The following is a 22,577-nucleotide window of genomic DNA, read 5'->3' on the forward strand; positions in this document are numbered from 1 at the left end:
GCCTGTAGACCCACGTGCAGAATACATGTCTGCATGCGGATCACTGACGTACAGAGTCCCCTCGTTCTCCTATGAGAAACTTCTTTGAGCGCCAGGATGAGGCGCGGCGCAACACCAAGCGGCTCATCATCCTGTTTGTCGTTGCCGTAATCGGGCTGGTCATTGCGGGATACGGCGTGGCCCTCCTCACGCTGCTGTTTTTAGCTGAGGGAGGCGTGTCGCTCTGGAATCCGGGCTTGTTCTTCGTGATTGTGGCCGGTACAGCTCTCATTGTGGGAGGCGGTAGCCTGTTCAAGATCAGGCAGCTTAAACGGGGGGGGCATGTGGTCGCGGAGGCACTCGGCGGGCAGCCGATCGGTGCGCATCCGTCAAACTACGACGAGCAGCAGCTGCGCAATATCGTCGAAGAGATGGCGATTGCCTCGGGCGTGCCGGCGCCGCAAGTGTACATCCTTGAAGAGGAGGGCATCAACGCCTTCGCTGCCGGGTACACGGTCGACGACGCCGTCATTGGCGTAACCCGGGGCTGCATGCAGGCGCTGAACCGCGCCGAACTGCAGGGCGTAATTGCTCATGAGTACAGCCATATCTTGAACGGCGACATGCGCCTGAATATCCGCCTGATGGGCGTGCTCAATGGGATCTTGCTCATCGCCATTCTGGGGCGCACCCTGCTTCGCGCTACCTTCTACAGCAGCATGGGCCGTCGTCGTAGCGACGACAACAAAAGCCAGCTCGTTATGATCGCAGCGGGCGTAGGGCTGCTGGTCGTTGGGAGCGTGGGGCTGCTGTGCGGACGCCTCATCAAGAGTGCGGTGTCGCGCCAGCGCGAGTTCCTCGCGGATGCCGCTGCCGTGCAGTTTACGCGCAACCCGAAAGGCATTGGAGGGGCGCTCAAGAAGATTGCAGGATACGACGCCGGCTCGAAGATCGAGCATCCGAAGGCTGAAGAATCGAGCCACCTCTTCTTTAGTGATGGCGTTGCCAGTAAGTTATTCGGAGGGGGCGCCTTTGCGACCCACCCGCCGCTGGATGAGCGCATTCGCCGCATCGACTCTGAGTTTGACGCAGAGCGCGCCTCCGCCTCATCATCGCAAGGCGCAGCTGGCAGTCGCGCATCGGGAGCCGCACAGGCTGCGGGCGCATCCGGGTTTGCCGCTGGAGCCGCTGCTTCACGTTCTGCTTCCAGCAGTTCGCCCAGCGCCGATGAGGTCGTTTCGCGCGCCGGTGAACTGACCTCAGACGACGTCGACTTTGGGGCCAAGCTGCGTAACGCGCTCCCCGACGACCTGCTCGACGCAGCGCACGATCCGCTCAGCGCAACAGCCATAATTTATGCCCTGCTTCTCGATCCCGATGCAAAATCAGACGGACGGGCTGCACAGATGAAGGTACTCCGCGAGCACGTATCCAAAGCCGAGCGGGAAGAAACCGAGCGGCTTCTGGACGATCTGCATGCGCTTCCGCACCGCCTACGCCTTCCGATCGTAAACATCGCGGCGCCGGCGCTGCGCGAGCTAAGCAGCGACCAGCATGCGACCATCCATGAGACCGTGCAAGCGCTGGTACGGGCCGACGACCAGCTCACTGTGTTTGAGTATGCCCTCGAATCCATCATCCGGCACCGCCTCGACCACATTGCGCACCCGGCCGACGAGCGCCCCCGCTTCAAGCGGTTCAGCCAGATTCAGGACGACGCGATCGCAGTGCTCTCGATGATTGCCCAGGCAGGCGCTTCCAAGAATCGGGATGCCGCAGCGGCCTTCCATGCCGGACTTGGCGCGTTCGAAGCCGTCACCGACCCCAGCCAGTACCGCCGCGTGAGTGCGCGTCCGGAGCGCCTCGACGAAGCGCTCGACCGCCTGGCACAGACCTACCCGGCTCTCAAAGAGCAGGTTATCGACGCTTGCACCCGCTGCGTGCTGTCCGACGACACGGTCACCGACGCAGAAGCCGACTTGCTCATGGCCGTAGCGGAAGCGCTGGCCTGCCCTATCCCTCCCTTCGTTTTACAGTCTGACGCCATCTCATCTTCATGAGTCACATGCCTGCGGGTCTGTTTGATCATCGTCTGGCGCGAGAGCTCATCGCGCGGTGGGGAGAGGCACGGGGTATGCGCACCGGAGTGCTCATTGCTGCGCTGGCTGCGATTCTCGGAGGCTGTGTTCCAGATGAGCCCACTGCTCCGCCACAGACCGACATCCACCTGGGCGAATATGTCGTTTCGGGCGACAGTGTTGCGCTAAACACCCCGCTTAACCGTACCGAACGCACCGGATACGACAACCAGCCTCAGTTCACCCGCGACGGAACGGCGCTCCTCTACACCTCCGAGCGCGGCAGCTCAACCGACATCTACCGGATGTCGCTTAGCGACCATACCACACGGCCCGTTACGGCCCTTCCAACGAGCGTCTACTCCCCTACGCCACGCACCGACACCACATTTGTCGTCGTGCAGGTTGAAGATACCGGTGCACAACGGCTGTGGGAGTTTCCGCTCTCCAGAACAGACCCTGTAACTCCCGATGAGGGCGCCCTGCTGCTTCCCGAGGTGGAGCCTGTGGGCTACTTTGCCTGGGCGAACGCAGAGCAGCTGGCTCTCTTCGTGCTGGGCGAGCCCCATACCCTGCAGTGGGGCAATGTGTTAACCAGACGTGCCGACACCGTGCGAGTTGATATTGGTCGTTCGATTGAGTCGCGCTCGCAAGACGCGAGCATCAGCGCAGTGCAGCGCTACGAAAACGTACCTGACTCCGTGCTCGTGGCGTATGGGCCCGACGAGGTGAACGCGTACGCCCCCGCACTACCTGGCGAGGGCGACCACACCTGGACGCGTGAAGGCCACCTGCTTATGACTTCGGGCACGTCGCTCTATCAGTGGCACCCAAACGCCGAGTCGTGGCGTGAGGTGTACGACTGGAACCCCGCTACCCCGTCGCGCCTGGCCGCTTCACCTACCGAAAACCGGCTGGCTGTTGTGGTAGCACCGCCTGAGGAATAAGCAGCGAACCCGTTCCGGTCATGTTCAGGCGCTAAGAGATTACCATTCTTCGGGTGGGATGATGAGCGAGGCAGGGATGCCCGCTGCCAGCATCTGTCCAACGAGGCGTACCAGGCGCTGCTGTTCGGGCCACTGCAGCTGCTCTGCTGCCTCCTCGATAGGCCACCACGCAGCGGTATCGTGCTCATCGTTAAGCGTCGGTGCGCCGCTGACCCGGGCGGCAAAGGCCGGAATCAGGTTGATGCGGTTATGCTGCCACTCGTAGAAGCGATTGAGCGACGGAACCGTCCAGAAGCGTTCAGGCGTGAGCTTGGTCTCCTCATCGAGCTCGCGTAGCGCCGCTGCCCATGCTGATTCGCCATCCTCGATTTTACCTCCTACCATGCGCCACGAGCCAGCATACGACACGTTCTGCGATCGGCGAAAGAGCAGCACCTCTGGAGCCGAGCTCCGCATCCGATAGGCGTATACATCCACGGCCCGTGCGCCCACCCTTACGTGATCTGCATGCAATTCGCTACCATTCATATGTTGCTACAAGTATACAAGTATAAAGTGAATGCAGTATTGCAAGGGAACAGAAGCCGGTAGCGGTCATTGTGCAAGATGAATCTGTCAATAAGTACACACCCGTGCGTAGCACATGTACACATGGCGCCACATTGCGGCCCTTGTGCTCCTTACGACATTCGTCGTGGGAGGTGTGTTGGTTCCTGCCGCCCATGCCGTGCATCATACCAAAAATGATGCATCTACGACACAGGGGGTAACGTATGTGGTAGATGTAGACCATGAAGCAGACGACTGTCAGCTCTGCGATGCTGTCTCTCAATTCTTTGGTGGCGCGACGCTCGACGTGCCGGTACCTATCGCAGTGCCCGCTCTGCAAGCCACACTGAACAGCACCGCCGTGTACACCTACGGCGCCAATACGCTGCATATCCGGGGACCCCCCAACGCATAGTCCTCTACAGCCTGCACTGTACGTGCAGGTTACTCCCCGATGTCCTTCTTCGCGGCAGGCAACCTGCATGCGAAAGGAGGACATGGGAGCAGTCTCACACAGTTTGTCCGGTATCGGATGCAACTGTAGCTGTTGGTCCTCTGAAAGTGTAGTCGTTTATGCAACGCCCCCTTGTCTACGTCCTGGTTGCCAGTCTGCTCTGTGCTGGCATCACCTTTGGGCTTTTCGTGTCCGCATCTCATGCGACCCCGACAACAGGTGGACCGGATGCGGATGGGCTCCGCTCGTCCGATGGTACAATTATGGGCCAGGTGGTCGACCGCACAGATGCGACTCCGCTACCCGGAGCTACCGTACGCCTGCACCCCACCGATCGCGGACAGGCAACCGATGCGGAGGGGCGCTTTGCTTTTGAGGAAGTACCTGCTGGTACGTACGAGGTGAGTGTGAGCTTTGTCGGATACGCCTCCAAAACCACGGAGGTTGAACTCGGTGCAGGCGCCACCGTGTCCGTAGAGGTCGACCTGCGCCCTGCGAGCCTTGGACTTCCAGACATCGTTGTTACAGGCGCCGCACGCGAGCGCACGACCGCCGAAGTCTACCGTCCTATCACGGCATTGTCGGGCAACGAGCTGCAGCAACAGCTTTCCAGCAGCGTTCCTGAAACGCTACAGCGCGTGCCGGGCTTTACGGTGCAGTACAACGGTCCGGGGGCTGCGCGGCCATCCATTCGCGGCATGGGCGGCGACCGCGTGTTGATGTTGGAAGACGGGCAGCGTACGGGCGATCTGTACCAGACGGCCTCAGACCATGGCGTGATGATGGAGCCAATCACCGCCGAGCAGATGGAGGTAATTCGCGGTCCCGCCGGTATGCTTTACGGCTCTCAGGCGCTGGGTGGGGTCGTGAATGTTATACGCAACGATGTGCCGCGTGTGCAGCCCGAGCGCACTACAGGTGCGATAACCACGCAGGCGGCTTCCGTGAACGATGGTGTTGCCGGAGGCGGTACGGTGCATGCCCCACTGGGGCCGCTTGCGCTGCGTGGCGAGCTGAGCGCACGCACGGCCGGTAACACACGCACGCCGCAGGGCGACCTGCCTTCCACTGACATGCGCGTCTTGAATGGAAGTATCGGGATGAGCTGGATCCCCAGCTGGGGAGTGGTGGGGGCGGCATACCGATTCTATGACAACACGTATGGCGTGCCCGGTGAGTTTGATGGGGAACTGATTCCCGGAGCGCATCCGGGTGGCGTCGACATCGAATCGACGCGTCATACAATACGCTTTCGCGCTGCTTACGAACGACCGGTGCTGAACTTTTTCAATAGTGCAGAGCTGGATGCGAACGTAATACGCTACGACCACACCGAAATCGAACTCCGGCGTGAAGGACAGAGCGACTTTGTCGGAGCCATTTTTGAGCAGACTTCGAGCGAAGCAAACTTTACTGCGCATCACGAACACGAGCCCAATGGGGTTCGGGCAGAAGGCGCCGTTGGGGTGTCGTTTAAGGGGCGCGATCTCACGGCCGCGGGGAACTCGCCAGGTACGCGTTCAGGCAGTGAGTGGACCGCTGCGGGATTTGTCTACGAGGAGTTTGGCTATAGCGATGTACGCCTGCAGCTTGGGGCGCGTTATGACTACCGTGACGTGTCTACCAGCGACCTAAGCGATATTGATGTGACTGCGCGGACCTCCGGCGACGAACGCGAGCGGATTGTTAAGCCAGTCACCAATCGCACATTCAGCAATGTCTCGGGGTCGGTAGCGGCGCTGTATGACTTCGCCCCGGCGTGGACGGTAGGGGTTAGTCTTTCGCGGTCATTCCGTAGCCCGGCCATCGAGGAAATGTACTCCGACGGGCCGCATCTGGCTGATTTCTCATTCGACATCGGTACGCCTGACCTGGATGCCGAGATCGGGCGGGGCGTCGATCTGTTCGTGCGTTCTAACAGCAGCCGCTTTGAACTGGAAGTTGCCGGGTTCTATAACCGCATTGACAACTACATTTTCTACGAAAACACTGGCCTCAGTGTGACGATTGACCGCCGAGGCGACTTTGGGCGTGTCACACCCGTCTTTGAGGCCCGTAATACCGATGCAGATTTCTGGGGCGCAGAAGTGCGGGCGCAGTACGAGCTCGCCCCCCGCGTCATCGTAGATGCAACATCCAGTTACGTGCGTGCTACGCGACGCGCCGATGATAATCCCCTGCCCTTCATCCCGCCCCTCTCTGCGGATGTTGAAGTTCGCTATGAAGGGAGTCGTTTCTTCGGTCACCTGGGTATTCGAACGGCAGATGCTCAGAACCGCGTCCCAAATCCCATTGAACGGGACGGCGAACTGGAGCGGCCTCAACAGCCAACCGACGGCTATGCGCTCTTTCGGGCGGGGGGGGGTGCTCAGTTTGATATGCAGGATATGCGCCACCGCATCGTACTACAGAGTGAAAATATTGCCGACACAACATGGCGCGACCACCTGTCACGCGTAAAAGAGGTTGCGCCTCAGCCCGGACGCAATCTGAGCCTCACGTATCGCCTTCAGTTTTGAGCCTTCAGTTTTAAGATGCGGGCCTCAACCTACTCACACGCCGAACTGCTCATAACAACATTAACGCTCTATGTATCGACTGAAGCACCTACCCATTGCCGCACTGGCCCTTATATTTGCCGTTTCTTTCGTAGCCTGCGACGACAGCGATCCTGTTGGCGTAAATGATGACGATGGAGACGACCAAGTCGGTGTGCATGGCGAAGCAGGACAGGTTCAGATCTTCTTTCGAGGAGACAACGATCCCGTTGCTATCTGGTCAGATGAACTCGGTTGGACCGATGCTGACAATAACTCGATCGATCGCCTCGATAATCCCGTGCGCACCGACGATGGCGAGCGCCAGCCGCTACGTGCCGGAGGTCCCCCTGCCTCGTTCGACGTGAAAATCAATGACGGTCAGGGCACCACATACGATTTCTTTACCGAAGACACCGAACCAATTACACAGGACCTGGAGCAGCGCTTTTGCTCCGAGTTTGCCGGGCGTTTTGCCATTGCAAATGCAGAGGGCATGCGTGATCGAGTTGCATTCCCGCCCCAGGTTCACCCTAATGCTACCGACGATCCCCAAAACGATCAGTTTGCTGAACGTGAAAATGGGGATTGGGTGCAGATATATGGCTGCGATCATGTAAATATCTTTCCTGAGGAAGAAGGAGAGATCGATGTTGCCTTCCTACTCTGGCATGTCGACCACAGCGACGGTCGCACCGAAGATGACCTTCGAATGACCATTGAACCGGCTCAGTAAGCCTGGGTGACAGAATTGAATCCCCCCGAAACCGTACTTTTGTTGGGCGCGACGTGCAGCCCAGTTACAGTAACCATCAGCGCGCCCCGTTGCCCCCCTTGAAAAGTGGCAACGAGGCACGCGACAGCACGTCATCACAGACGCTCTTACCTAACACGCATACCTTGACCATGAGATTCTTTCGACAATCACTGACAGCCTTTTCTGTTGTGCTGTTGCTCTTTTTCGTTGCTGCATGCGACAGCGACGACAACGGTATCACCGATCCACCCGTAGATCCTCCTGAAGAAGAGTTCCCACGCGTAGAAATTGAGACCCGCGGACTTGATGCGCCGACCATTGCCGTATGGACCCCTTCGGGCTGGGCAGATGCCGACGGCAATGCTACCAGTGAACTGGAAGATCCTATCGAAACAAGCGATGGCACACGTCAGGCGCTCCAGGTAGGAGGCCAGAATGCTTCGCTGACCGTTCGGATCTTCGACGAGGACGGTAATGACATTGAAGTCGCTACGGAAGACCGCACCGAGTTTGATACGCTGTTGGGCGGGGCCAATCGTGAACGCGAATGCACCTCGGCGCTTGGTGATGGTGTCGGCGCAGACTTCAACATCGTAAATGGCGAAGACCTCATCAGTTGGCCTGCTGTAGCTCATCCCGATGGATTTGGCGATGCGCAGTTTGCCCTTGGAAAAGACGGCACATACCCGGCCATTTTTCACTGCGATCACGTACACTTCTATCCGGAAAACGAAGGCACCTTCGAGGTGGAGTTTGGCACGCAAGATGGCAGTATCACCACCGATCCCATTGCAGTATCAGTCGGACCTAACCAGGAGACCATCGGCCGAGCGGAAATATCAACGCGCGGACTCGACCGTCCTACGATTGCAGTCTGGACGCCTGAAGATGGGTGGACCGATGGTGAAGGAAGCACGCTCAATACCCTGCCCGATCCTATTGAAGATGGCGCTGGCGATCGCTTCCCGCTGCGAGAAGGTAGCGGTGTAAATGCCTCACTTACTGTTGCATTTTTCGATGCTGACGGCAACGAATATCAGATCGAAACAGAGGGTCGTGAAGACTTCGCCACCTCTGAACCGGGCGTGAGCCGCGAACGCACATGTAGCCCCCTGAATTCGCGCTTTGCCATTGAAGGAGGCACCAGCCTCATCCCATGGCCCTCCCAGGCGCATCCCGACGGATTCGGAGCCACGCACTTTGCGCAGTGGGCTGCAGAAGGAGAGGAGTGGATTGCAAACTTCCATTGCGACCACATTCACTTCTATCCTGAGCAAGAAGGCACCTTTGAAGTAGAGTTTGCCCTCTTCAGCGAAGGCGAAGGCCGAAATGTCGCATACACCGATCCCATTGGTGTGGAGATACTGGCTGAAGAAAACTAAGTCCACGCGCAACTTGCTGGGCATATTCAGACCTGGCCGTATTCAGACACGGCCTAATCCTCTGTCTGACAGCGGCACGCTTCGAGCTTCGGCTCGGGGTGTGCCGCGTTTTTTATTGGGGGCACAACAGCTCCTTTCAAAAGCAGGTTCACATAACCTTGGCTTGCAGAGTTGGGACCAACGGAAACCTTACTTGTTTGGATTGAATCTAAACTAATAGGTGTTTCCTCTCGGTAGTCCCTGTTTTTCTTGCTATGTCTATCGCTTCTCCTGACGCTCCGGTCGTGTATTCCACAGACGAGGGGCAGGTTGCCCACTCCTCGGAGGGGATAGTACATATCCAACTCGACGACCTGGCGATCTCCGTGAGCGCGAGCGACCTGCCGGCTATGCAAAAAAAGCTGGGTCGCCTCTGCGATTCGTTCCGCGGGTGCGACTGCTCGCGGGGCTGTCGCTGGCAGCTGCGCGTGCCCTGCACGCAGCACCCAGTGCTCGTGCTTGGCACCGACGAGATGCGCTCTCTGAACGAACTGGTACAGGGCGCCTCCACGATGATCGAACTCGACGCCATGCTTGCGGACGCGTCTATCACTCGCTCGTAGCCGCCCCTCACGTTATGTGCATCGCGCCATGTCAGACCGCCCATAGCAAGCTGCCCATAGCAAGCTGACTATGGTACATTGCAGATATGGGTAATCAGATATGGGTAATCAGATATGGGTAATCAGATATGGGTAATCAGATATGGGCAATCAGATATGGGCAATCAGATATGGGCAATCAGACGACCAATACACATCCGGCAAAAGACACATCCAAAAAAATGCGCCCGCCACGGCACCACATACAGGCGTGCCATAGCGAGCGCATACGTGGCAGATGCCAACATACTACTTGAGATGCAGCATTCACCCACGCAACCCTTATTTCATGGTGGATGTCGTCTCCTACCGAGACGAGCTTACTGAAACTGCGGATCCACGGGCGTTTCGGCCAGGTGGTTTACGTAGTTGCTGATGGTTTTTACGCCGATCAGGCCCACGATTTCGTACAGTTCGGCGGTAGTAAGACCGGCTTCTTCAAACTCGGCGCGGTCTTCGTCGCTAAGCCAGCCGCGCTTGCCCAGGAGGCGCTTGGTGGCGCGGGCCAGCAGGCGCTGCCGTCCTTCGCTGGGCAGTCCGCCATCGACCAACTCCTCGATCACGTCGATATCGAGCCCGGCTTGCGCTCCGGCGGCGCCGTGGGCTTTGGTGCAGTAGTGGCAGTCGTTGTATCCCGAAATCGTAAGGATGACAAGCTGTTGCTCGGCCGGACTGAGCACGCCGTTGCTCAGGTGACCGTTGGCCTTTAGGTAGGTTTCGGCGACAGCCGGATTCTGTGATGCCAGTTCGTCGATCAGGTTTGGAACGAAGCCAAACGCTTCCTTGGCGTCGTCGCGGACGGCGTCGGCGTGGTCTACAGTCGAGGTTGCCATATTGTCAATCAGCGTTGATGATGCAGAGTACGTGCTGCGCTACGAAAATCACTCGTACGCGCACCCCTTTGTGCCATCCCGTGCTGATGCGTTACGTCGGTTCATGCAACGAGTCTGTTATCTGCATGTGGTAACACATAGAGCAGGCACATAGAGCAGGCACATAGAGCAGGCACATAGAGCAGGCACATAGAGCGAAAAGCAGGGGTGTCTCCGTGTTTGTGCTGAACAGCCTGACATGAGAGGTCTCTTCGTTATCCAAAAGGGGCTGTCACACAGAGACCTCAGCATACCTATGCCCCGTCAAAATCTTCACCGATGCATCATTTCTGCGCAGTGCGTTGCGTATCGCATCTCAACAGGTCACCACCTATCTTGAGAAGAGATATTGCATCTACTCATCTGTTGCCTACGTATCTACTTCCGCGCTGCCATGGCTACCGACTATGCTCGATCTCGCCCTGATCTGCTCATGCACGGCGGTACGGTGCTCGACCCGTATGCCGAGACCACAACCCGTGCCGATGTGCTCATTCGCGAGGGATGCATTGCCGAGGTGGCGCCTAACCTGAACGCGAAGGTTGAGGCAGCGGTGCCGCGTGTAGACTGCTCGGGGCGGTACGTCTCGCCCGGCTGGGTGGATATGCATGTGCATCTGCGCGAGCCGGGCTTCGAGCATAAGGAAACGATTGCCTCCGGCACACGCGCCGCAGCGTTTGGCGGGTTCACCGAGGTCGCCTGCATGCCCAATACAAATCCACCGCTCGATACACGGGCTTCGGTGGGATACGTGGCGCATCGCGCTGAAAGACATCCGGTGGCCGTACACCCTATTGGGTGCGTCTCGGAGGAACGCGCCGGCGAGACGCTCGCCGAGATGGCGAGCATGATGGAAGAAGGAGCCGTGGCGTTCAGCGACGACGGCGCACCGGTCTACAACGCCGGGCTCATGCGCCGTGCGCTCGAGTACAGCACCATGCTTGATGCGCCCATCATCAACCACATGGAAGAGCCCTCGCTCAACCCAAACGGCCATATGCACGAGGGGGCGGTAGCCACGCGGTTGGGCATTCCGGGCATTCCGGCATGCTCTGAAGATGTGATGATCACACGCGACATTGAGCTGGCGCGTCTCACAGGCGGACACGTTCATGTGGCCCACATCGCTACGGCACGTGGCGTGGAGCTGGTACGCCGTGCCAAGTCGGACGGCGTCGAGATTACTGCTGAGGTCTGCACGCACCATCTGGCGCTGACCGACGGGGCCGTTGAGGCGTCGGGGCTCTCCACGCACACCAAGATGCACCCCCCGCTCCGTAGCGCCGCCGATGTTGACGCGCTGAAGGCGGGCCTGGCCGATGGCACGATCGACGCGATCTGCACCGATCACGCGCCGCATGCCCCCCATGAGAAAGATGTGCCGTTTCCGGAAGCGCCTAACGGCATTCTGGGGCTGGAGACGGCCTGGGGGCTTGTTGGGCGCGAGCTATTGGCTCCGGGCGTGTGCTCGCTCATGCAGGCGGTGCAGGCACTGGCAGTGGCCCCCCGGCGCATCTTGCGTCTCCCTGCACCTACGTTTGAACCAGGAGCGGCAGCCAACCTCACTGTTTTCGACCCCGACACGCGGTGGACCTTTACTGAGCGCCACATCCGCTCGAAGAGCCGGAATACGCCGTTTGTGGATGCGGAGCTTGTCGGCAAAGCGCACGGCATCTACCGCGAGGGACAGTGGGTGGTATGCGACGAGGTTCCGGCCCGATAACAGGAGCGCTACGCATCCACCAGAGTCAGTCGCTCGGGGTCAGTGCGGTTCAGGATGAGCTTGAGAGTCACGAGCAGCAGAAGGGCCGCAACAGGAATGAGCACCTGAAACGCGGTGATGAAGAGCGACGATACCTGCAGTCCGAGAATGAGCACGATAGCCGGAGCGCAGCAGGCGCCGCCGGCCAGCAGAGCAGGCAGGCTTGCGAGCACGCCGGTAGAGCGGTTGAAGTGGCACGCGCTTGGCTGGTTGTAGGCGACATACGTCACCATGAGGTTGAGGGCAGCGAGCAGCGAGAGCGCGCTGCCAACCAGGATGTTCATCGGAGCAATGAGCACCGTAACGCCGGGCAATGTAAGCCGGGCGATGGCCTCAAACGTAAACGGGCCTGTGGCACTGAACATCCGCGTCCATTCTACAGAAGCAAACTGCAGGCCGCTGCCGCCAAGCGTAATGTCGCGCAGGGCAATCAGAAACAGTACCAGATACAGAATGCCGATGCCTACAGCGATGCGCCGATAACGCGGCAAGCGCAGCACTGCTATAAGCGTCTTAAAGGCGTTTTGCATAACACATCCGGTCGCTTTTGTAGATTATCCCCGATCTTATCTGTAGCGTGTGGCGTGGAGAGGCTTCGCGCTGAAGCCTCCTTTGGAGCGCTCTCCGGACCGGTTGTCATGGTGAACGTCTAACAGAACGTCTAACAGAACGGACAGCGAAGCCGGAGGAGCCGCCGAACGGCATTCGGTGGAACCATCTTCCTCGGCGTTCAGCGGGAACGGTTCGGAACGACCTGTGACGCAGCGCTACACCGTGGCACTGCTGGGGTAGAACGCGTTCCAGGCGAAGAAGAACGCCTCTATCGACACCAGTGCATCGAGCGGAAGGGCGTCGGGCGCATACGTTTCGCCGTCGATTGCATAGCGATTATCTTCGAGCGGTGTAATCTCGGGGAGCACGTCGGCCCGGTAGATGTGTCCGGTGGTAAAGCTGGCATCGTACACGGCTACAAACGATCCGGTCTGCTGCACGCGATGGGTCTTCAGATCGTCAAGCACAACGTGCACGCTTGCTTCAGCGGTGCGTGCGCCCACAACCATTTCTTTCGGGTGATGCGCATCGGATTCGTGCATGAGCGGGAAGATGACCTCACGTGCACTGTAGTAGCCGCCACGCGGATTGTAGCGTCCGTATGGGTCGCTACTGTAGTTACGCATATGACCGGTGTCGTCGCTCAGCACCTTCGTATCCGGGTGCTGCACGCGCCACTCGCCCCAGGTGGTCCAGATCAAGTTTACCTCGTCGAGAGCATTCCCGGCGTGATCGCCGGTGAGCCCGGTTGCTGCGATCTGCGAGAAATAGCTTTCGGTGTCGCGGTCGAACATCACCAGGTTGCTGTTCAGCAGTTGGCCCGACACCCCGAGTGTGGTATCGCCCCGCTTAAACCCCTGCGACGTAGCCGTGAGCGGACAGTACGTAATCGCTACGGGCAGTCCGCCCACTTCATCGTTCACGATTTCATGGTACACGAGTATGTTCTGCGGGTAGGCGCGTGCGTCGCCCCCATGTACGAACCCGATGACCATATCGCCATCATCGAGACGGGCGCTGCTGCCATCAACGAAGTTGGGGGCGTCTATTGAAGGGATGCCATCGGGCGGCGGCCCGCCCGACATCATGAAACCGCTATAGTCGGTAATGTCGTCAGAGAGCATATAGGGCGTATCGGCGGTAGGCAGCGCCGGGTCGAGCGGTGAACTCGTTGTCCACGCGGTAGTCAGGTGCAGCGCCAGATACAGCCCTCCTCCGAGAAGGAGGCCAACTGTCGAAGCGAAAAGCGTACGAGGAGCGCGTATCATAGCCGGTAGCATGATAGATGCAGGGGGAGGACAAGGCGTTATGTTTGTGCTACAGCGGCGGGTGTGCGTTACAGCTTCCATTAAAAAAGACCGTCTGCATCCTCCTGAACGGAGAATGATGCAGACGGCCTTTCCAGATTTTTGCTGTTGTACAGCAGGATGATGCCAAAAAGAGGGCGGAATGCTACCGCTCTACCACGACTTCTCGTTCGGTGTAGTTGAACGAGCCGGGCACTTGTTCGCCATTCTCATCGAGGAGTGCAAGCGTGAACGTGTAGGTGCCGCTTTCGAGGCCCTCTACGAATGCGGGGGTCCATTCGTGCATGGTGAGTTCAGCGAGGGGCTCGTCATGGTCGTCGTGCTCGATGGTATAGTGGGCCCGGAAGCCATCTTCGCTGAGCATTACGTTGTAGAGATAGAAGTCGAGCATAATGCGCTCGGCTCCTTCGCCGCTATAGGTGCCTTTCGGACGGCTGTAGATGATGCTGGGTTCGCCGTGCTCAAGCGGGAAGGGTTCGCCAACAGCGTCTTCGCCCACATAGAAGTTAACGAGGTCGGCAGCATCATCGCTTTTCACGCTCTCGTGGAAAGAGCGGCTTGGAAATACAAAGGCAGAGTAGGCGCCGGGCTCCAGTTCGCCAATGCTAAACGGATCTGCTTCGATGTTGTAGTTGGCGAAGTACGGGTCGTTATTCAGAATGATGTGGGTGTGCTGTCCCTGCTCCGAGTTGGCAATCCGATCGAGGCGTGGTACCTCGGTCTGTGACCCGGGAATAAAGTTCTCTACAGCAACGCGGACCTCCACTTCGCCGGGTTCGAGCACTTCTTCGGATTCGGGGGATACGAATCGTGCGGTAGCGCCGTCGATAGCAGGTGCCCGCTCACCGGGAGCCAGCACCACGCCCTCTTCGGTGTCTTGTTCATCGGGGGGGGCTTCGCAGGCAGTAAAGACGAGCAGGGGGGCTACGAGTACCATAGCCAGGTAGGTAAAGTGCCGAGCAGCATGCAGCATAAAGCGAAAGAGAGTTAGCCAAGAAAACAATAACGTACATATAAGAGCCCGCAAGACCGAGTATGGACCGGCAGGCTACCGCGTTACAATGCAGATGGCATCACCGGTTCCGTGGGTTGCGCAATCGTGAAGTCCACCAAACGTTCTGGTGTATACGTGGCAGCACATGCGCGGCAGCATACACATGCTATGCTCCACTCTGTGGCATTTCCGGCGGAGCGGAGAGTGGCGCTGGTATATATGCTCCCATCCGAGTCTCTTTTCCAGGGGGGCCTTCTACACATGGAACAATGTTATACTATAGTCTTATATAGTAATATAAAGTCAGAATCTAACCATTGGCTCTGCGTTTTATGGACCGTTTTTACTTTTTGCTTGCATCGCTTGTGATGATGATGGGCAGCAGCCTAACCTATGCCCAGGCGCCCCAGACGCTCACGCTATCGGTCGACGACGCGGTGTCGCGTGCGCAAGCGCAGAATTATCAGCTGCAGCAGGTGCAAGCAGGGTCCGATGCCGACCGGGCTGAAGCTCGGCAGACCCTGGCGACATTTCTCCCACGGGTATCCGTAGGTGAAGACGCTACGTCTACCACCGACCCGCTCAATGCGTTTGGTTTTCAACTCAAGCAATCTACCGTCACCGAGGCCGACTTTGCGCCGCAGGTGCTGAACGATCCCAATCGAATTGAAAACTTCACGACGCGGGTAGAAGTGCGCCAGCCCATATTCAATGCAGGAGGTATATATGAGCGGCGAGCTGCTACACGGCAGGCACGGGCATCGCAGTTAGAAACTGATCGTACAGCCGAGATGGTGCGGTTTCGCGTACGCAGCCAGTACTATGGACTGGTGCTGGCGCGTGAGCGGCGCGCAGTAGTCAACACAGCTTTGGAAGCTGCTCGGAGCAACGCATCGCGTGCTGAAGACCTCCTTGATCAGGGCATGATCAACCAGGCAGATCTCCTGGAAGCGCGCGTTCGTGTGCTTGAGCTCGAGGCCGACCGCACCGAAGCCCAGGCAGCTGTAGACGACGCTGTCGACCAGCTGCGCTATCTGTTAGGCATTGATGAGCAGACCATCATTGAGCCGTCAGATAGCCTGCCACGTCCACAGAACAACGGCTCTGACGCAGTGCCCTCGATCAACGCGAGCGCGGTAAATGCGGATCGCTCCGACATGCAGGCGCTGCGTCTGAAGCGCGATGCTGCGCAACAACGCGTACGGGCTGCTCGCGCGGCCTTCCTGCCCACGCTAAATGCACAGGGCGGGTACGAGTGGAACGACACCGTTCCGTTTGGCACGAAAGGACAGAGCTGGACTGTTGGCATATCGCTTCGGTGGAATGTGTTCGGTGGGTTTGAGCAGGTAGGAGGGATCCAGCGAGCCCGCGCCAACCAGCGCGCTTCCGAGCTGGCAGTGCGCGACCAGGCTCTGCAAAACGAGATCGAGATTAACGCTGCTTTACGAGCGCTGCGAACCTCGAGGGAGCGTGTTGCACAGACCGGGGCCATGGTAGAACAGGCCCGCGAATCATTTCGTCTGCGCTCCGACCGGTTTGAGCAGGGGCTTGAAAGCACGACCGACCTGCTCAACGCAGAGGCCCAGCGCGCAAATAGTCAGCTGGCCGCCCTGCAGGCACGCTACAGCTATGCAATGAACCGATTCCGGATTGAGCTGCTCACCGAACAGACGCTTCAGCCGTAGTCCTGCCTCGACTCCTGTCCCCAACCGGTTGTTTTCAGGCACTGCCTACTATGCTCCCCTTTCTCTACCGTATGATACCCGCTGCTATGACTATGAATACGAATCTTTACATGGCCCGTGCCGGTGCGTTTGTCCTCATGGCTCTTCTTGTTGCCAGCGTTACGGCATGCGGAAGTGGGGAGTCGGATGTGTGGACCGATGACCGAGAGCCGGTGCCGGTGCAGACAGCCGAACTTGCCGAGCAGAGCTACCCTCGTCAGTTGCAGTTTACGGGTACGGTAGAGGGATCCGAACGCATTCCGCTGAGCACGCGCATTATGGGGCGTGTAGAAGAGGTGCGCGTCAGTGAAGGCACGTCTGTTTCAAAAGGGCAACTGCTTGCCCGCATTGGCGACCGCGATCTACAGGCCCAGCGGCGTCAGGTAGAGGCCCAGCAAGAGGAAGCCCGGGCCGCCCTGCGTAACGCTCGCACGCAGTTTGCTCGTTTCGACACGCTGCTGCAGCGGGGCAGCGCTACACAGCAGGCGTACGACAATGCCCAAACGCAGTATGAACGGGCCCGGGCCCAGGTAGAGACGCTCGAAAACCGTCTCGATGAGATCGACGAGTCGCTGACCTATACCACTATCACAGCGCCTGCATCCGGAACGATCGTCGAGCAACGAACCGAGCGTGGTGCAATGGCTGCACCTGGACAGCCGCTGCTGACACTTGAAGTGAGCAGCCTGCTGGAGGTGCGTACCCGCGTTTCAGAGCAGCACATCGGTCAGGTAGACGTGGGGGATACGGTGCGCGTAGATATCGGGGCGGCTAACCAGACACTAACCGGACGCGTGACTGAAGTTAACCCCAGTGGCAATCCGGCCAGTCGGCAGTTCCAGGTGCATGTGCTCCTGAGCGATCCGCCCCCCTCCGTTAAGTCAGGAATGTACGCGCAGGTCTCTCACGAAAAGGGCGAGCGTTCGCTGCTTACCATTCCCGTTTCAAGTCTCGTAGAGCGCGGCCAGCTAACAGGCGTTTACACGATTGTGGACGGCGACCGCGCGCTCCTCCGGTGGATTCGAACAGGCGTGATGCATGACGATCGCGTTGAGGTGCTTTCAGGGCTGCAACCAGGCGAGCGCTACGTAACACACGCCGCGGATCGCCTTCGCGACGGACATCCTATCGTTATGCAGGACTAACACATCCCCCTGCCTTACCCGCTCACGCACCGCCTTTCCCTCTACTGTTATGGCTACTCCATCAGGCTTTGCCGGACGTCTTGCTCAGCCGTTTATCAATTCGAAGATCACCCCGCTGTTGATGGCTGCGTTTCTCGGCATCGGCATCTACAGCATCTGGCTTACGCCCAAGGAAGAGGACCCGCAGATCGAGGTCCCGATGGTTGATATCTTTGTGGAGCAGCCGGGTGCGACGCCTGAGGAGGTAGAAAGCCGCATCATCGAGCCGCTGGAGCATCTGCTTAGCAATATCGAAGGCGTTGAGTACATCTATTCAACCGCGATGGCGGGGCAGGCGTCGGTGAGCGTACGCTATTACGTCGGTGAAGACATCCCGCGGAGCCTCGTGAAGCTGTACGAGCAGATTCTGAAGCGAATGGAGCAGATGCCGCCCGGAGCATCGATGCCACTCATCAAAACGCGTGATGTGGACGACGTACCCATCCTGGCTCTTACGCTACACAGCGACACCTACGACGATTATGACTTGCGCCAGATGGGGAACGAACTGGCCACGGTGCTCAAACGGTCTGACGGCGTGGCTGCGATCGACGTGATCGGCGGGCGGTCGCGTACGGTGCAGGTGCACACCGACCCAAGCCGCCTTACGGCCTACGGACTCGACCTGCCGGCTATTGCACAACAGATGCAGGCAGCGAATCAGCAGGTAGAGGCGGGGTCGTTTCGGGCGGGGGATGCAGCGTATCTTGTGGAAACAGGCCCCTTCCTCGAACATGCCGAGGACGTGCGCAATCTCGTGGTTGGTGTGCACGACGGGGCCCCCGTCTATTTGAGCGACGTTGCAACTATTACCGACGGACCAAGCGAAACCGAGCGGTACGTTCAGTTTGGATATGGCGTACATCACCTCCCAGGAGCGTCTGACGAACAGGGGGCCTCTGATGAAGACGCAAGGGCAGAAGCCCTGGCTGCATACCCGGCGGTAACGCTCGCTGTAGCCAAACGGGGCGGTGCCGACGCGATGTCCGTAGCAGAGAATGTTATCCAAACGCTCGAACAGACGCGTCCTACGCTGCTTCCTGCCGATGTGACGGTGAGCACGACCCGAAACTATGGCGAGTCGGCCTCCGACAAGGTCAGCGAGCTTTTCCTACACTTGATCATTGCTATCCTTACGGTAACGGTCGTCGTAGGGCTGTCGATGGGGTGGCGGGGCGGACTGGTCGTATTTCTGTCTGTGCCTATTAGCTTTGCGCTCACGCTCTTCGTGTACTACATGTTCGGGTACACTCTCAACCGGATTACGCTGTTTGCGCTCATCTTTGTGACCGGGATCGTGGTTGATGACTCGATCATCGTAGCGGAGAATATGGAGCGCCACTTTAAGATGCGCCGTCTCCCATTTGCTCAGGCTGCGCTGGCTGCTATCAACGAGGTCGGCAACCCGACGATTCTGGCTACCTTCACGGTGATCGCTGCTGTGCTTCCCATGGCCTTTGTGTCGGGGTTGATGGGGCCCTATATGAGTCCAATGCCTATCGGTGCTTCGGTGGCTGCGTTGTTCTCGCTCTTTGTAGGGCTCACCATCACACCATATCTGGCATACCGGCTGCTCGACACCACCCCGGCTACCGAAGACACGCCCGAGTACAGCCTCGAAGATACGACCATCTACCGCTGGTACGAAGCGGCTATTCGTCCGCTCCTCGAAAACCGCACGCTGGGATGGAGTTTTATCGGTGGCACCACAGTGCTGCTGTTGGCTTCGCTATCGCTGTTCTACTTTCAGGCCGTAACGGTAAAAATGCTGCCGTATGACGACAAAGACGAGTTTCAGGTCGTTATCGACATGCCCGAAGGTACGCCGCTGGAGCGCACAGCTGCCGTGACACGCGAGTTGGGGCTCTACCTTGCTCAGCAGCCTGAGGTGGTGGATTACCAGACCTTCGTTGCCGAGGCATCGCCGATCAATCTGAACGGACTGGTACGGCAATACGACATGCGCTCGGCCCCGCATCAGGCCGATATTCAGGTCAACCTGCGCTCTAAGTCAGAAAGAAGCACGCAGAGCCACCCTATCGCTAAATCGATGCGCCCGGCCCTGCAGGAGATTGGCGCACGACACGGCGCTACAATCAAGGTAGCCGAGGTGCCTCCGGGGCCGCCTGTAATGGCTACGCTCGTAGCCGAAATCTACGGTCCCGATGCAGACGAGCAGCGTGCTATCGCTGATCAGGTCAAAGACCTGTTCGCCGCGACCGACGAGGTGGTCGATGTCGACTGGACGGTAGAAGCCGACCAGACGCGCTATATGTTTAGCATCGACAAAGAGAAGGCCATGCAGATGGGCGTTTCAGCGCAGCGAATCGCCGAAGCCATGCGTATGGGACTTGGGGGAGCCGATGTGTCGACGCTCCGTGTGGAGGGCGCGCGCGACCTGGTAGGCATTGAGCTGCGCCTCCACGAGGCCGATCGCTCAAACCTGGATGCGTTGGGAACCATGCCCGTGCAAACCCAGGCTGGCACAGTCGTTCCTGTGGGCGACCTGGTTGAGGTAGTTGAAACAACCAGACGCAAGTCCATCAATCGCAAAAACCAGCAGCGCGTAATCTACGTGACAGCCGATGTAGCCGGCGAGGTGGAGAGTCCCGTCTATTCCATGCTCGATGTCGAAGACCGGCTCAACGAGGTCGACATGCCCACCGGGTACGAACTGGCTACGCTCTACACCGGGCCACCCACGGTAGACGACGAGTACTTCTTGAAATGGGATGGCGAGTGGGCGATTACCTACAAGGTGTTTCGTGATCTGGGGATTGCCTTCGCAGTCGTACTGGTCATCATTTATATGCTAATCGTTGGCTGGTTTCAAGCGCTTACGGCACCGATCGTCATGATGGTTGCTATCCCGCTTTCGCTCATCGGCGTGGTTGTCGGGCACTGGGTCATGGGCGCGTTCTTCACGGCGACCTCCATGATTGGCTTCATTGCACTGGCGGGGATTATGGTGCGTAACTCGGTGCTGCTCATCGACTTTATTGATATTCGGCTTGACGATGGCATCCCGCTTAAACAGGCCATTATCGAGGCAGGAGCCGTACGCACACGGCCCATTCTACTCACAGCCGGAACGGTCGCTATCGGGGCGTTTGTGATTATCCTCGATCCGGTATTTCAGGGGCTGGCCATATCCCTGATTGGCGGGGTGGTGGCGTCCACCGCGCTCACGCTACTCATCGTTCCGCTCATATATTACATGCTGGAGCGCCGCAAATCTCCCGAAGAGGGTGGCCGTACTGCGATGGATGCGCCTGAAGTGCCGGATACAGGCGAACCGGGCACAGGCGAACCGGGTGCCGATGTGTCTGCAGAGAGCGACGCTGCATCGGACGCCCCGCCCGCTGCATCCGATAACCCCGATACGGACAACGACTCGTCGTCGGCATCCCCTCACTAAGTTACTGAAGGCATGAAGCTTGTAGCTGTAATGAGTATCGACTCGAACCGCGACACCCTGCACGAGCTCTACAAAGAGCACGCAATCCGGGTGTTCAGCGAAATTGATATTCAAGGACACTATCACGAAAACGCTGCATCAACATCCGACATCGGATGGTTTGGGCGCCCCAGCCGCTCGGCTTACTCCACGCTTACGTGGGCGTTTGTTAGCGACCAGGAAGCTGAGGCATTCATGGAAGCGATTGCGGGTTTCAATGCAACCCACGACCCCGCCCATCCCATCCGCGCGTTCCAAATGGATGTGGAGCGCGCGGTGTAACCTGCGTCGCATGCTGGTGTACGAACAACTCCCCAGCCTATGAACGGATACCTCCGTAGACTCGTGTCCACGCGCCGCCTCTCGCTACTTATCGCGCTGCTGATGGCTTCTGGGCTTGCCCTTTCCACTCAGGCACAGACACAGCCGTCGCCGTCACTCGACGCGCTCTTTGCGACATATGTGGATGCAGACGGCTTCGTCGATTACGAGACCCTGCATGCGGACTACGACGATGCGCTGGCGCCGCACGTTGAGGCGCTTGCCGGGGCGCGTCCTGATACACTCGATGTTAATGCGCAGCGTGCGTTCTGGCTCAATGCCTACAACGTACTCACCCTGTCGCTCATTGCACGCCACTACCCGGTGAACTCCGTTTGGGAGATTCAGCAGGAGGGATCTGAGGCGCTGGGGCCTTTCGAGAGACCGGTAGGCGTGGTAGCGGGCGACACCCTTTCGCTGGATGCGATCCAGTATACGCGCATCCGCCCGCTCTTTCGCGACGATCCCCGCTACCACATGGCCCTGGTGTGCGCTGCGGTAAGCTGTCCGCCGTTGCGGCAGGAAGCGTACACGGGTAGCGAGCTGCATGCACAGCTCGAAGCGCAGGCGCACCGGTTCGTCCAGAACCCGATGCAGAATGCTCTGCTCCGGCCCCAGGAAATCGCACGCCTCTCATCGATCTTTGAGTGGTACCGTGATGAGTTTGGAGGCTCCGATGCCGAGATCCAGCAGTTCATTGCAGCCTATATCGGCGACGAAGCCGCGGCCGAGCAGCTACGGGCCGAGGCGTATGTGGTGACGTACCGCTCGTACGATTGGACACTCAACGCGCAACGCTTGAACTGACGGCCACCGAAGCAGAATCAAGATGCATCTACGCCTCAGGGAAGCCGCTCGGCGCCCAAAGTAAAAAGTTAGGTAGTGGGCAGACGCTAAGTGATAAGACAATTGGCCCCGTAGCTTCGTCCTGTTCGAACCCCCTCTCCTTTATTTTCGCTTCGCTCCATCAGTCGCCCTACGGGCTCGTGTCGGGTTTCTCCCCCTTTTCCAGGATGGAGATGTCCAGAAGATCACACCTGCGGTGAAGCTCGGTAGACAGAGGGGGAGTGGACCACAACG

Annotated in this window: 18 protein-coding genes; 13 read left to right on the forward strand and 5 right to left on the reverse strand. The window is 58.7% G+C overall.

The window, feature by feature from the left end; all coding sequences use genetic code 11:
* Positions 1 to 71 precede the first annotated feature (71 nt).
* Together ACZ48V_RS02695 and ACZ48V_RS02700 are read left to right on the forward strand one after the other, a co-directional pair.
* The gene (locus ACZ48V_RS02695; protein WP_464541348.1) at positions 72 to 2,039 is read left to right on the forward strand and encodes a M48 family metalloprotease; all 1,968 of its coding nucleotides are present in this window, start codon (positions 72 to 74) and stop codon (positions 2,037 to 2,039) included.
* Positions 2,036 to 3,004, forward strand: coding sequence for a TolB family protein (locus ACZ48V_RS02700; RefSeq protein ID WP_464541350.1), 969 nt, complete (start codon positions 2,036 to 2,038; stop codon positions 3,002 to 3,004). Before ACZ48V_RS02695 ends, ACZ48V_RS02700 begins: the two co-directional genes overlap by 4 nt.
* Before the next feature lie 39 nt (positions 3,005 to 3,043).
* Here the strand turns inward: ACZ48V_RS02700 and ACZ48V_RS02705 are convergent, their stop codons facing one another.
* Entirely contained in the window at positions 3,044 to 3,532 is a 489-nt protein-coding gene (locus ACZ48V_RS02705; protein WP_464541352.1) for an NUDIX domain-containing protein, read from the reverse strand.
* Positions 3,533 to 3,647: 115 nt separating this feature from the next.
* On the opposite strand from ACZ48V_RS02705, the gene ACZ48V_RS02710 reads away from it, so the two are divergent.
* The 5 genes from ACZ48V_RS02710 (at position 3,648) to ACZ48V_RS02730 (ending at position 9,285) form a co-directional block, all read left to right on the forward strand.
* A complete protein-coding gene (locus ACZ48V_RS02710; RefSeq protein ID WP_464541354.1) occupies positions 3,648 to 3,968 on the forward strand; it encodes a hypothetical protein in 321 nt (106 codons plus the stop codon).
* Positions 3,969 to 4,126: 158 nt separating this feature from the next.
* Positions 4,127 to 6,526 (forward strand): TonB-dependent receptor, encoded by a 2,400-nt coding sequence (locus ACZ48V_RS02715; RefSeq protein ID WP_464541356.1) that lies wholly within the window; start codon positions 4,127 to 4,129, stop codon positions 6,524 to 6,526.
* Positions 6,527 to 6,596: 70 nt separating this feature from the next.
* Positions 6,597 to 7,280: a hypothetical protein gene (locus ACZ48V_RS02720; RefSeq protein ID WP_464541358.1), complete on the forward strand. Its 684-nt coding sequence runs from the start codon at positions 6,597 to 6,599 to the stop codon at positions 7,278 to 7,280.
* Positions 7,281 to 7,489: 209 nt separating this feature from the next.
* Complete coding sequence (locus ACZ48V_RS02725; RefSeq protein ID WP_464541360.1) at positions 7,490 to 8,683, forward strand: hypothetical protein; 1,194 nt, start codon at positions 7,490 to 7,492, stop codon at positions 8,681 to 8,683.
* A gap of 254 nt (positions 8,684 to 8,937) precedes the next feature.
* The gene (locus ACZ48V_RS02730) at positions 8,938 to 9,285 is read left to right on the forward strand and encodes a hypothetical protein (RefSeq protein ID WP_464541362.1); all 348 of its coding nucleotides are present in this window, start codon (positions 8,938 to 8,940) and stop codon (positions 9,283 to 9,285) included.
* Between the two features lie 359 nt (positions 9,286 to 9,644).
* On the opposite strand, the gene ACZ48V_RS02735 is transcribed toward ACZ48V_RS02730, so the two are convergent.
* A complete protein-coding gene (locus ACZ48V_RS02735) occupies positions 9,645 to 10,157 on the reverse strand; it encodes a carboxymuconolactone decarboxylase family protein (RefSeq protein WP_464541364.1) in 513 nt (170 codons plus the stop codon).
* 433 nt (positions 10,158 to 10,590) lie between these two features.
* On the opposite strand from ACZ48V_RS02735, the gene ACZ48V_RS02740 reads away from it, so the two are divergent.
* Positions 10,591 to 11,919 carry a dihydroorotase gene (locus ACZ48V_RS02740; protein WP_464541366.1) on the forward strand — a complete coding sequence of 443 codons (1,329 nt, stop codon included), beginning with the start codon at positions 10,591 to 10,593 and terminating at the stop codon, positions 11,917 to 11,919.
* A gap of 8 nt (positions 11,920 to 11,927) precedes the next feature.
* Here the strand turns inward: ACZ48V_RS02740 and ACZ48V_RS02745 are convergent, their stop codons facing one another.
* The 3 genes from ACZ48V_RS02745 to ACZ48V_RS02755 form a co-directional block, all read right to left on the reverse strand.
* Positions 11,928 to 12,488 (reverse strand): hypothetical protein, encoded by a 561-nt coding sequence (locus tag ACZ48V_RS02745; RefSeq protein ID WP_464541368.1) that lies wholly within the window; start codon positions 12,486 to 12,488, stop codon positions 11,928 to 11,930.
* A gap of 237 nt (positions 12,489 to 12,725) precedes the next feature.
* Complete coding sequence (locus ACZ48V_RS02750; protein ID WP_464541370.1) at positions 12,726 to 13,778, reverse strand: DUF3179 domain-containing protein; 1,053 nt, start codon at positions 13,776 to 13,778, stop codon at positions 12,726 to 12,728.
* A 184-nt stretch (positions 13,779 to 13,962) separates the two neighbouring features.
* Positions 13,963 to 14,790 carry a hypothetical protein gene (locus ACZ48V_RS02755; RefSeq protein WP_464541372.1) on the reverse strand — a complete coding sequence of 276 codons (828 nt, stop codon included), beginning with the start codon at positions 14,788 to 14,790 and terminating at the stop codon, positions 13,963 to 13,965.
* 353 nt (positions 14,791 to 15,143) lie between these two features.
* Here ACZ48V_RS02755 and ACZ48V_RS02760 point away from each other — a divergent pair, with 353 nt between their 5' ends.
* From ACZ48V_RS02760 to ACZ48V_RS02780, 5 genes are all read left to right on the forward strand, one after another.
* Positions 15,144 to 16,496, forward strand: coding sequence for a TolC family protein (locus tag ACZ48V_RS02760; RefSeq protein ID WP_464541374.1), 1,353 nt, complete (start codon positions 15,144 to 15,146; stop codon positions 16,494 to 16,496).
* Between the two features lie 92 nt (positions 16,497 to 16,588).
* On the forward strand, positions 16,589 to 17,680 hold the full coding sequence (locus tag ACZ48V_RS02765; protein ID WP_464541376.1) for an efflux RND transporter periplasmic adaptor subunit: 1,092 nt from the start codon (positions 16,589 to 16,591) through the stop codon (positions 17,678 to 17,680).
* 49 nt (positions 17,681 to 17,729) lie between these two features.
* A complete protein-coding gene (locus tag ACZ48V_RS02770) occupies positions 17,730 to 21,137 on the forward strand; it encodes an efflux RND transporter permease subunit (RefSeq protein WP_464541378.1) in 3,408 nt (1,135 codons plus the stop codon).
* Positions 21,138 to 21,149: 12 nt separating this feature from the next.
* Complete coding sequence (locus ACZ48V_RS02775; RefSeq protein ID WP_464541380.1) at positions 21,150 to 21,458, forward strand: hypothetical protein; 309 nt, start codon at positions 21,150 to 21,152, stop codon at positions 21,456 to 21,458.
* A 39-nt stretch (positions 21,459 to 21,497) separates the two neighbouring features.
* On the forward strand, positions 21,498 to 22,304 hold the full coding sequence (locus ACZ48V_RS02780; protein WP_464541382.1) for a DUF547 domain-containing protein: 807 nt from the start codon (positions 21,498 to 21,500) through the stop codon (positions 22,302 to 22,304).
* Positions 22,305 to 22,577: the final 273 nt, after the last annotated feature.

The organism is Longimonas haloalkaliphila (assembly GCF_055379825.1).

Bases quoted from the DNA above. Each gene is read 5' to 3' on its own strand.
- ACZ48V_RS02740 (WP_464541366.1), top strand. From the start codon at position 10,591: ATGGCTACCGACTATGCTCGATCTCGCCCTGATCTGCTCATGCACGGC.
- ACZ48V_RS02695 (WP_464541348.1), top strand. From the start codon at position 72: ATGAGAAACTTCTTTGAGCGCCAGGATGAGGCGCGGCGCAACACCAAG.
- ACZ48V_RS02760 (WP_464541374.1), top strand. From the start codon at position 15,144: ATGGACCGTTTTTACTTTTTGCTTGCATCGCTTGTGATGATGATGGGC.
- ACZ48V_RS02715 (WP_464541356.1), top strand. From the start codon at position 4,127: ATGCAACGCCCCCTTGTCTACGTCCTGGTTGCCAGTCTGCTCTGTGCT.
- ACZ48V_RS02710 (WP_464541354.1), top strand. From the start codon at position 3,648: ATGTACACATGGCGCCACATTGCGGCCCTTGTGCTCCTTACGACATTC.
- ACZ48V_RS02720 (WP_464541358.1), top strand. From the start codon at position 6,597: ATGTATCGACTGAAGCACCTACCCATTGCCGCACTGGCCCTTATATTT.
- ACZ48V_RS02775 (WP_464541380.1), top strand. From the start codon at position 21,150: ATGAAGCTTGTAGCTGTAATGAGTATCGACTCGAACCGCGACACCCTG.
- ACZ48V_RS02750 (WP_464541370.1), bottom strand. From the start codon at position 13,778: ATGATACGCGCTCCTCGTACGCTTTTCGCTTCGACAGTTGGCCTCCTT.
- ACZ48V_RS02765 (WP_464541376.1), top strand. From the start codon at position 16,589: ATGAATACGAATCTTTACATGGCCCGTGCCGGTGCGTTTGTCCTCATG.
- ACZ48V_RS02730 (WP_464541362.1), top strand. From the start codon at position 8,938: ATGTCTATCGCTTCTCCTGACGCTCCGGTCGTGTATTCCACAGACGAG.
- ACZ48V_RS02770 (WP_464541378.1), top strand. From the start codon at position 17,730: ATGGCTACTCCATCAGGCTTTGCCGGACGTCTTGCTCAGCCGTTTATC.
- ACZ48V_RS02755 (WP_464541372.1), bottom strand. From the start codon at position 14,790: ATGCTGCATGCTGCTCGGCACTTTACCTACCTGGCTATGGTACTCGTA.
- ACZ48V_RS02735 (WP_464541364.1), bottom strand. From the start codon at position 10,157: ATGGCAACCTCGACTGTAGACCACGCCGACGCCGTCCGCGACGACGCC.
- ACZ48V_RS02780 (WP_464541382.1), top strand. From the start codon at position 21,498: ATGAACGGATACCTCCGTAGACTCGTGTCCACGCGCCGCCTCTCGCTA.
- ACZ48V_RS02745 (WP_464541368.1), bottom strand. From the start codon at position 12,488: ATGCAAAACGCCTTTAAGACGCTTATAGCAGTGCTGCGCTTGCCGCGT.
- ACZ48V_RS02705 (WP_464541352.1), bottom strand. From the start codon at position 3,532: ATGAATGGTAGCGAATTGCATGCAGATCACGTAAGGGTGGGCGCACGG.
- ACZ48V_RS02700 (WP_464541350.1), top strand. From the start codon at position 2,036: ATGAGTCACATGCCTGCGGGTCTGTTTGATCATCGTCTGGCGCGAGAG.